We start from the raw sequence: 9,024 nt of genomic DNA, 5'->3' as shown, positions 1-9,024 counted from the left end.
TGGTGACTTGTATCGATCTTAATCCAAGCTGTTGAGCCGCCGCCTATTTCCCTATTGGCACATCGCTTAATTTCATTATCTCCCCAGCTGAAAGCTGGGTGGAGGTAATGGCCAGAGTTCATCAGCTTTTGTGCAAGTCCACAGTGCTGATAACCGCCGATTGGCTTTCTGATCACATGCCCCCGGACAATAAAATACTCGTCGTTGATGGTGTATCGGATTTTTGCGTTGGTATTTCCAAATCCGGTTTCAGCTGTGCTCGGTCCGCGCACCCCATAATCGCCGAAGTGAATATGAAAATCAGGGTGCTGCTTCCGAGCATTTTTCCAAAGCAACATTTCCCGCCTCAAGACAGTGCCGCTTGAGTCTTTGTCCTTGATTACTTTATCAATCGAATTCGGGAGCGAACATCCGGCGACTGAGTATGACAAAAATCCGTAACCAGTAATTTGGTTAAATAGCTCATCAAAACCATCGAAAATATCTACTATTGCCATCGTGCTCAGGTCTTCGAGATCCAGTATCACGTGACAGCTAGCAGGGTTGATCTCAAGGTATTCAATAATTTCCGCCAATCGTTCATGAAAGTGCTCAGGGTCGCCAACGTCATCAAACGCGAATCGATCAAGCCGTATACAGAGCATGCCCGTATGCAGTTTCGATATGCTTTTCAAAGCAAGGCGATATTCATCGTCATCCCAACGGTCGTACCCCACGACCGGAACAACATTAACGCCCTCACTTTTCAAAGCGTTATACATGTAGGACAAATGATGTTCACCAGTTTCTACTTTCTCGCCGGGATCTTGCCAATGGTAGGTATCGAACATTGCATACATCCCGGGTCGCAGCTCACCGATCTTTTGGCTTAGTTCGGATAAAAAGGTGGCTTTTGCGTGAGGGTTATCTTTGTATTTCTTCAACCCTGGCTTAAAGCGGGGGATTTCAAACAACGGCAGCATGCTCTGAACCACGTTAGATTTCGCGTTACGGAGCGCATCAAATTCAGCGTCCTTTGCCTTCAGGATGGGAAAATAAGATAGATTCATAATTAAGCCTCGCACTCCTCACCGGATGGAAACAGTTGCCGTACTTGATTCTGTCCCACCATGTCGGAGAACAGGCTGTAATTTGCAGACTCCTTTCGGAGTCGTCCCGCGACTACTGCGGGATGAATCTTCAAGTCTTTTGCGAAGCGCTCAATCGTATCTTTGTTGGGCGTAGTATAGGCGTCGCTTCTACGCCATTGCACCCTTGGTATAAATGCTTCGGTGGCAAGTCGATTGGCTTCCGCTTCCTTCCGATCCTCTGACGAAGAATCTAAGTCATCTAAGAACGCTTCGTTGCCATCTACATGTTTCCATATATGGGCTACCTCATGGACGAGCGTAAACCAAAAATGGTCCAGCCTGTCGTACCTGAGAGTGAGCCCAATAATTGGGGTGCCATCAGAATCTTTGAGTGCAGCTCCATCCAGCAATGTGCCTTTCAAAGCCGGTTCAATTACCACAGCTATGCCCGTCTTCTCTAACTGCTCGACTGCCAGCAAGGGACCCGCATCGAACCGGCTTAACTGAGCGAGCTCTTTCAGGTAGCTTGTCGATAGCTCCGCTGGGTCAAACGAACCGATCTTTGGTTTCCGATCTCTAGCCTTCTGAATCACCCGAGCCAACCAAGCGTAGAGCGCGTACCTTGAAGTAGGTGTTTCAGCCTCTCCGTAAAAGGCTTTTCTAAACGATGCCGCGCCGAATTCAAGCCCTGCTTCAGATATGAAGCCTTTTACTATTTCTTCAAGGTTGTCCTTAGCTACCTTACCAACGTTCTCAATCCAGCCCCGGCGTGTCATTTCTTTGATAGGAAATTTAGACCAGTCAACAGCACCTTTCTTCGCAGGAGAGTCAGGAAGTGAAGCACCAACAAGCGTATCTGCTGAGATGCCCAAACCAATCGTTAAGGCCCGAATCATCTGAACAGTTAAGGGACGCTTGCGGTTCAGAACCTCAGAGACACGACTACTTGTACCGAAATAGGGAACAAGATCAGCCTGCTTTAATCCTTTTTCATTCATTCTGAATAAAATGGCGTCGATAGGGTCCGGGCTCTCTACTGGATATTTTGAGTTCTCATATGCCTCTAGCAGGACGGTCAAAAGCTCCAACCGCTCGCTTTTCTTCGAGTTCAGCTTTGGGTCCTCGGAGATGAGGGCTTGGACCTCATCAAGGTACGCGGCATATTGCTCTTCTGTGCGAACAACCTTAGCTTCCATAAATTCTGTCTTCACTGTATGCCCGTGACAACGGCAATGCCTTGTTGAAATGCAATTTGTAAGCAAACCTCTTTTCTGCAGTTGCAGACAGGAAAAATGAAATGTCCTGGCTCAGACTGTCGCGCGTTCGGAAACTGATGGCTTAGGTCTGCAGCGTGCTTCCAATTCGCAGTTGCGAGTTCAGCAACCCATGCGGACACCCAAGCACGCGCCGCTTCATCGGTGCGCACAAGGCGGAGTAATTTGTCTTTTCCTAGTAGTCGCATGGCTTTTTTCGTTTCCCAATTTGGGAAAATCATGCATCAGATCAAGAAATACTGCAAGCTCCCAATTTGGGAAATTCAGGAACTAGTGTGATTTATGTGCTTTTGGAGGTGTAAAACACAGGCACAAAAAAAGGCCGCTGTGCTAGCGGCCCTTTTTGCTTCGCCTGAATCTGCTTCCAGCGCTTCTTTCGAAGTTAGGTAGGTAGTTGGGTAGAATGAAAAAAACCTCATTCAAGCCATCTAACTAGTGCAATAGTGGCGGAGGGACAGGGATTCGAACCCTGGGAAGGCTTTCACCTTCGCCGGTTTTCAAGACCGGTGCATTCAACCGCTCTGCCATCCCTCCACGGCGGGCAATGTTACTGGAAATCCCTGCAGAGTCAATGGGGTAGACGCACAGAGTTCAGACAATTCTACTGCCCGCCTCATCCGTTACAGTGCTGCCAGTGCTGCTTCGTAGTTCGGCTCCTGGCCAATTTCGCTGACCAGTTCGCTGTAAAGCACGTTGTCGTCTTCATCCAGCACCACGACTGCTCGGGCGGTCAGGCCGGCCAGGGGGCCGTTTTCGATGTCGACGCCGTAGTCGCGAATGAACTCACGACCACGCAGGGTAGACAGGTTGATGACGTTATCCAGGCCTTCCGCGCCGCAGAAACGTGCCTGGGCAAACGGCAGGTCGGCCGAAATGCACAGCACGACGGTGTTTTCCAGGCTGCTAGCCTTGGCGTTGAAGGTGCGGATGGAAGTGGCGCAAACCGGGGTATCGACGCTCGGGAAGATGTTGAGGATTTTGCGCTTGCCGGTCAGGCTGGCAAGGCTGACGTCGGACAGGTCCTTGGCAACCAGGGTAAAGCCCGGAGCTTTGTCGCCCTTGACCGGGAAGGTGCCGCCGATGGAAATGGGATTACCGCGTAGAGTGACGCTAGACATGATGACTCCTTCAATGTGCTAAAGCACAGTATGGTTGTACGTCAAAAACGGGACGCTAAGGCGCGACCCGTCGAAAAATCAGAAGTCGATACGATAGAAGAAATCCAGGGAGCTGGCAAAACCGCTGACAGCTTCCAGATACAAACGCCGCGACAGCTCGTAACGCAACGCCAACTGGTTGGATGGCTCAAATACGCCAACACCGTAGCGCACACTGAGCTTGTCGGTAATGCTGCCGCTGGCGACAACCTGCGTGTCCACCCCCTGCCCTTCGGCCTCTACCGCGAAGTCCTCCAGGCCAAGTACGTCGCCAATATGGCGGGTAATCGGCGCCGCACCTGCGAGGCCAAGCCCCAGCGCGGCCTTCGCCAGCATGTTGTTGTCGCCCTCCTGGCCAAGCGGCCGGCCCAGCACCAGGTAGGACATCGCTTCCTGCTGCGACATGCCCGGCTCCGAGAAGACGACGGTTGTTGGCCTGCTGGCGTTACCGGTCACCCGTAGCCCGGCGACAACATCGTCGACCTTGCGAATGGCCTCGATGTTCAAATAGGGCTCGCTGATCGGGCCAGAAAACAGCAGCAGCGCCCGCCGCAGTTGCAGATCCTGGCCTAGGCGTCGGAACTCGCCGTCGAGAATCTGCAGGTCACCATTGGCGTTGAGGTTCTCCTGTACTTCCAGCTGCCCTTTCAGGCGCCCCTTGAGGCCGAAAGCGTTCAGTCGAAGCTCATCTCCGATATTGAGTTTGACGCGGGCAGTGATGCCAAGCGGGCTGTCCTGCTGTGCTGTCTCGCGGCCCACAATGACGGTATCTGGCGACACGCGCACCGCTTCTGCCGGCAGCTCTCGCACCACGATATCGCCAGCCGGCACTGACAGCTCTCCTCCCACATGCAGGTTGCCGCTGCGCAGACTGATTTCCAGGTTAGGCGCGACAAACAGTCTGGCGTAAGGCTCAACGCTAACAGGCAGATCATGGCCCTGTAGCGTCAGGGCAACATCCAGCGGTGCCCAGCCAACACGCCCCTGCAAGCTGGCCTCGCCCTTGTCGCCGCTACGCCACTGGGCATCAACATCAGCGGCCTGGCCATCAATCCGGATGTCAGCCTGCAGGCTCTCGAGGCTGACAGGCAGATTGGGCCCCGACACCAGACCATCGCGCAGTGTCAACAGGCCGGTCACCACAGGGTCAGACAGTGTGCCGCCCAGCTCGCCGCTGCCATTGAGCGTAGCACGCAGCTCTTCCACATCCGGCAAGAACGGGCGGAGAAAGTCGAGTTGCAGCTTCTCCAGCTGATAGCGGCCCGACAGCCGTTGTGCGCCAGCCGGGTCACGCACATCAGCGTCGACCTGCAGGCGCCCGATCACGTCGCTGCGCAACTCGAATAGCGCCTTTGCATTCCGTGCCTGGAGGTCAGTCGACAGCTCAATTTGCTGGTACGGAAATGCCAGCGTCTGGTCGCGATCGCTCACGGTAATCACGCCATCAGCGGAGCTGATATTCACGTTGGCTACCGGCGCCTGACCTGCCTTCTGCTGCAATTCAAACCGGCCCTGTAATAAGCCGTGCCAGTCGAAATCAGGCGGAAACCACGGCGCAAGATCAGCAATATCAAGGTTGCTCATGCTCACATTCAGGCGACGGTCAGGCATGAGTGTTTGCTGGTCATTAAAACAGAGACTGGCGTCAGCCTGACGCCAGCAATGCGCCCCCAACTGCAGCCGGCCGCTGGCGACCTGATAATTAAGTGCGGCCGAACTTTCCTGTCGCAGCTCAAGATGCTTGTGGCGCAGCACGCCCTGGCTCAACTGGCCGTGCCATGCGCTATCGGACAGCTGCCCGTCGAGATTCAGCTCCGCTTCGGCAATCCCGTCCAGCAGCGTGACCCTGGCCCGATGATTGGCGCGATTGCCCGCTACCGACAGCTGTAAGTTGCCCAACTGTGTGTCTGCGCTGCGTATTCCATCTGCAGAAAGCTGTGCCGATACCGGCAACACGTCACTCAATGTTGAATCGGCTTGCAGCGCTAGATTCGCTATGCGCAGATCCTGGTAACCAAGGCGCGAGCCTGTCGCCGTCAGCACAATGCGCGGTGCATCAGCGCTCCCAGCCAGCCGGGCGTCGCCGGTCAGAACACCACGCAGGCCGGGCCAGAGCGTTTTCATCTCCTTGAGCTGTATATTCAGCTGGGCAGCAACCTCAGCTCCCCAGTGGCCTTCACCGCTGACACGGTTATTGCCCTGCGCCAGCTCAAGGCCGGAAACAGCCCAGGTTTCATCCGACTTGCTCAACGCCCCGGCAAATTTTAGCGGCTGTGCCCGCAGCACCCCAGCCAGATCCCAGTTGGCATCCAGACACAGTTGTTCGCCCTGCAGTTGACCGTTGCTGGTCAGCTTGCCGCTGAGGCTGCCGGGCAAGGCTGCGACGAATACGCTCGGGTCTACACCGTCCAGCCGAAATTGCCCTTGCCACTGAACATCGGGTGCCAGCCCCAGCTGGAGCGTGCCCGTTGCCCTGCCCGCCTGCGTGGTAACAGTCAGCGGATTGACATCCAGCGCTTGCTGATCCCCCTGAACGTGCGCGCTAACAGCAACTTCCTGCGCGGCAACGCCCGTCAACCGCCCATCAAGTTGAGCTTCAACCTTGCCTCGGCTCAGGCTGGCGGTCGCGGTCAGCTGCTGCAGTGCTACTTCGCCGGTATCCAATGGATACAGTGACTGCCAGGGGAATTGATCCAGTGCCAACTGGAGTTCCGCAGCGAGTTCGCCTTGCCAGTCAGCGCTACCGCTGGCAACCAGTTGCTGTTCTGGCTGATCGACCATCTGGAGGGTAATCGAGGCTTGGTCTACCCCAGTCAATCCTGCCTTAGCGTGCAATGCCAGCGACACCGCGCCAGTTGCTCCCGGGAGCCGGGCATCAGCCTGCAGCGCGTAGCCCGACTCAAGATCTCCTGCCAACTCCAAGCCAAGGTCTTGCAGCGTCAGCGTCTGCGGCAAGCTTTGCAGCGGCAGAAAGTCCTGTCCTTGCCACTGCAGCTGCACAGGGTAACCAGCCGCGAACAGATCGGCAGACGCGTCCAGGTGACCGGTCAGATAGCCCCGGCTATCGGCCTTGAGTTCAAGCTGGCGCAGATCACCACTGGCATGCAGACGAAGACGCCAGTCGCGTTCATCCACTGGCGGCAATATCAGGTCGGCGGTCACCGCCAGCGGCCAGTCGTCTTGCATCTGCAGCGTACCATCCAGGCGCCAGTGCAGGTCTGGACCACTGCCACTGAAGCTCTGGATCACCAGTTGATTGCCACGGCCAAACGCGATCAACTCGAGCTCTTTCAGCAGCGCGGTTTCACCATCCAGTGAAAGTTCGCCCAAATGCAGTTGGCCAATTTCCAGCGCCAGCGGCAACTGCACTGTCGGCAAATTCAGCTCTGACGGATTTTCTTGCGCTTCAGTTGGTTGCGTCAGCACGACGACCCGTTGAGCTGACAATGTATCCAGGCATAAGGTGCCGCCAAACAGGCAAGACGGACTCCACTCCAGGGCAAGCTCTTCGACACGCACATCGAGCGCCTCATCCTGCCAGCGCAACTGCGAGAAAGACCAACCCCGCCACAGGTTGCCCTGCTCAAACTCAAGCGTTAACTGCGGCAACATTGAGTCGACCTGATTGAACAGCCATCGATTGACCGACTCGCTCCCCATCAGTAAGCCGAGCAACAGCGGCAGCGCCAGGATAAATATCAGTCCACGCAGCAGTGCCTTAGCGAGAAAACGGATCACAATTCCGGCCCCATCGAGAAATGAATCTTGAAGCCGACATCAGGGTCAGACAGCGAGCGGGCCAGATCAAAGCGAATCGGGCCAATAGGCGACACCCAGCGCAGCCCAATACCAACGCTGGTTTTCAGTGGGTCCATCAACGAATCAACCGCGTTACCGTAATCAACAAATGTCGCGGCGCGCCAGCTTTTGATGAACTCGTACTGATACTCGGCGCTACTCGCAATCAGATAGCGCGCCCCGATGGTTTCGCCGGTGCTGTCGACCGGCGACAGGCTTTGATAGTCATAGCCGCGAATACTCTGGTCCCCGCCGGCGAAAAATCGCAGCGATGGCGGGATACTGGAAAAGTCATTGGTGGCAACGGCTCCCAGCGCAACACGGCCAAGAAAGCGGTGGTTGTCAAACAGGGTGTAGAGCCCTTTTACCTGCCCCATGACCCGGGCGAAATCCACCGATGACAGCACCCCTTCCTTGGCTCCCTGCACATCGAGCAGCAGACTATAGCCGCGCCGCGGGTCAATGCCGCCGGAGCTCTGCGCACGCTGCATTACCAGGCTGGGAATCAGCATCGTAGCCGTACCACTATCATCACCTAGCGAGAACACTTCCTGCTGCAATCGCAGGCCGACACTGCGTTGCCAACCGCTTTCAAGCCGTTTGTTCACTTCCGCGCCAACCGCGAGACTGTGAGTCTGTACGTCGTCGATGTCTTCTTTCTGCCAACCCACGAAGTAACGCAGGTTGTGGGTAATCGGGTTGTCCAGTGGCACTTGGTAGAACGCGCTGATTTGCTGCCGCGGTAACGACAGCTCCATGCTAGCGCCGCGGCTGTGACCCTGCGGGTTGATCCAGTGCTGATCCCACGTCATCTTGCCGCGTGCGCCCACGTCAGTGGAGTAGCCGCCACCAAAGCCGAGCGAATGCGGGTCGCGCTCGGTAATCTCAACCTCCACCGGCACCTGCTCGCCCGCCGCCCTGTCCAGCGGAGCGGTAACCAGCACACCATTGAAGTAGCCGCTTGAAAGCAGATCCTGATTCAACTTGCCGACCAGATCGGCATCGTATGGAGTACCAGCCTCAAAGGGCACCATGCGTGCAAGCAGGTCGTCACTGAACTGGGTTTCGGAAAAATGCACTGCGCCGAGTGAGTAACGCGGCCCGGTACTGTACTGGATGTCGACATCAGCCTTACCTTGCTCGACATCCACACGCAGTTGGCGTTTGAAATACTGACCTTCGAAGTAGCCGTAGCGCAGCGCCCGGTTATTGATGCGCGATTTCAATGTTTCATAACGACCGTGGTTGAGCACTTGCCCCGAGGCCAGCAACTCCTCCACACCAAGCTGAAAAGACTCGGTACCGGCACCCGGCCCGAGCACTTCAACGGCCACCTTGTCCAGCCGCACCGGGTCACCAAGCTCGACCTTCAGCTCCACCAGTGGTGCGTCTTCCGGGCCGGTGACCTTGAGGTCGTTGCGACTCTGGTAATAGCCCAGAGCCTGTGCGGCCAGGGTCGCCTGCTCATCAATGTGCCTCAGCTGACGCTCCATGTCGGCCCGGCTGCCGGCCTCTACCGGGCCAATATAGGCCTCGATATTTTCGCGTACAGACCTTTTCGCTGGCTCGACTGTGACCTTGACCCCAGCCTGAGCAACAGACACGGCAGAGACAAGAAACAACAGTGGAAAAGCGCGACGCATGAGCTCCATCCTGGCAGGTATTCGCAGCGCGAATGCTAACACGCCAGGGTGGCCGGCGTGTCCCAAATCAGACGCATTTAGG

5 protein-coding genes and 1 tRNA gene are annotated in these 9,024 nt (G+C 56.0%); all 6 read right to left on the bottom strand.

Going from position 1 to position 9,024, the window contains the following annotated elements; all coding sequences use genetic code 11:
• A partial coding sequence (locus C1949_RS11165; RefSeq protein WP_104738556.1) for a beta family protein occupies window positions 1–1,049 on the bottom strand: 1,049 nt, incomplete at its 3' end.
• Window positions 1,050–1,051: 2 nt separating this feature from the next.
• Window positions 1,052–2,266: an ImmA/IrrE family metallo-endopeptidase gene (locus tag C1949_RS11160; protein WP_104738567.1), complete on the bottom strand. Its 1,215-nt coding sequence runs from the start codon at window positions 2,264–2,266 to the stop codon at window positions 1,052–1,054.
• A gap of 522 nt (window positions 2,267–2,788) precedes the next feature.
• Window positions 2,789–2,878: transfer RNA gene (locus C1949_RS11150), tRNA-Ser, on the bottom strand.
• Between the two features lie 86 nt (window positions 2,879–2,964).
• Window positions 2,965–3,462 (bottom strand): thiol peroxidase, encoded by a 498-nt coding sequence (gene tpx / locus C1949_RS11145; RefSeq protein WP_104738555.1) that lies wholly within the window; start codon window positions 3,460–3,462, stop codon window positions 2,965–2,967.
• A 78-nt stretch (window positions 3,463–3,540) separates the two neighbouring features.
• On the bottom strand, window positions 3,541–7,239 hold the full coding sequence (locus C1949_RS11140; RefSeq protein WP_104738554.1) for a translocation/assembly module TamB domain-containing protein: 3,699 nt from the start codon (window positions 7,237–7,239) through the stop codon (window positions 3,541–3,543).
• Window positions 7,236–8,942: an autotransporter assembly complex protein TamA gene (locus C1949_RS11135; RefSeq protein WP_104738553.1), complete on the bottom strand. Its 1,707-nt coding sequence runs from the start codon at window positions 8,940–8,942 to the stop codon at window positions 7,236–7,238. Before C1949_RS11135 ends, C1949_RS11140 begins: the two co-directional genes overlap by 4 nt.
• Window positions 8,943–9,024: the final 82 nt, after the last annotated feature.

It is taken from the genome of Halopseudomonas oceani (genome assembly GCF_002903165.1).
Taxonomy (GTDB): domain Bacteria; phylum Pseudomonadota; class Gammaproteobacteria; order Pseudomonadales; family Pseudomonadaceae; genus Halopseudomonas; species Halopseudomonas oceani.
This window is presented reverse-complemented; position numbering and strand designations above follow the sequence as displayed.